Raw genomic sequence first — 247 nt, forward strand, 5'->3', positions numbered from 1 at the left:
CAGAAGTGCGTAGGGCGCCCCTGGCTTGGCAGGATCTCGCATCGCGTCTCCGCCCGTATCTTTACCTTGCACCTGCCATGATATGTTTCATTCTGTTCTTTTTTTACCCGATTGGGTCCATTATCTATTTGAGCTTTCAGGACTGGTCGCTAATTAACCTGGAAGAAATGGAGTGGGTAGGCTTTCAAAATTACAGTGATCTGGTGGTGGACGCAGATTTCCGCCAGGTGCTGGGGAACACCGCGAT

The 247-nt window shown here is 50.6% G+C and carries 1 protein-coding gene; it reads left to right on the top strand.

The annotated features are described in order from the left end of the window. Positions 1-5: 5 nt before the first annotated feature. Positions 6-247, top strand: a 242-nt coding sequence (locus SB773_RS33840; protein ID WP_410594853.1) for a carbohydrate ABC transporter permease, incomplete at its 3' end; no start/stop codon positions are given.

The organism is Bacillus sp. SIMBA_074, assembly GCF_046534555.1.
Classification (GTDB): domain Bacteria; phylum Bacillota; class Bacilli; order Bacillales; family Bacillaceae_G; genus Bacillus_A; species Bacillus_A mycoides.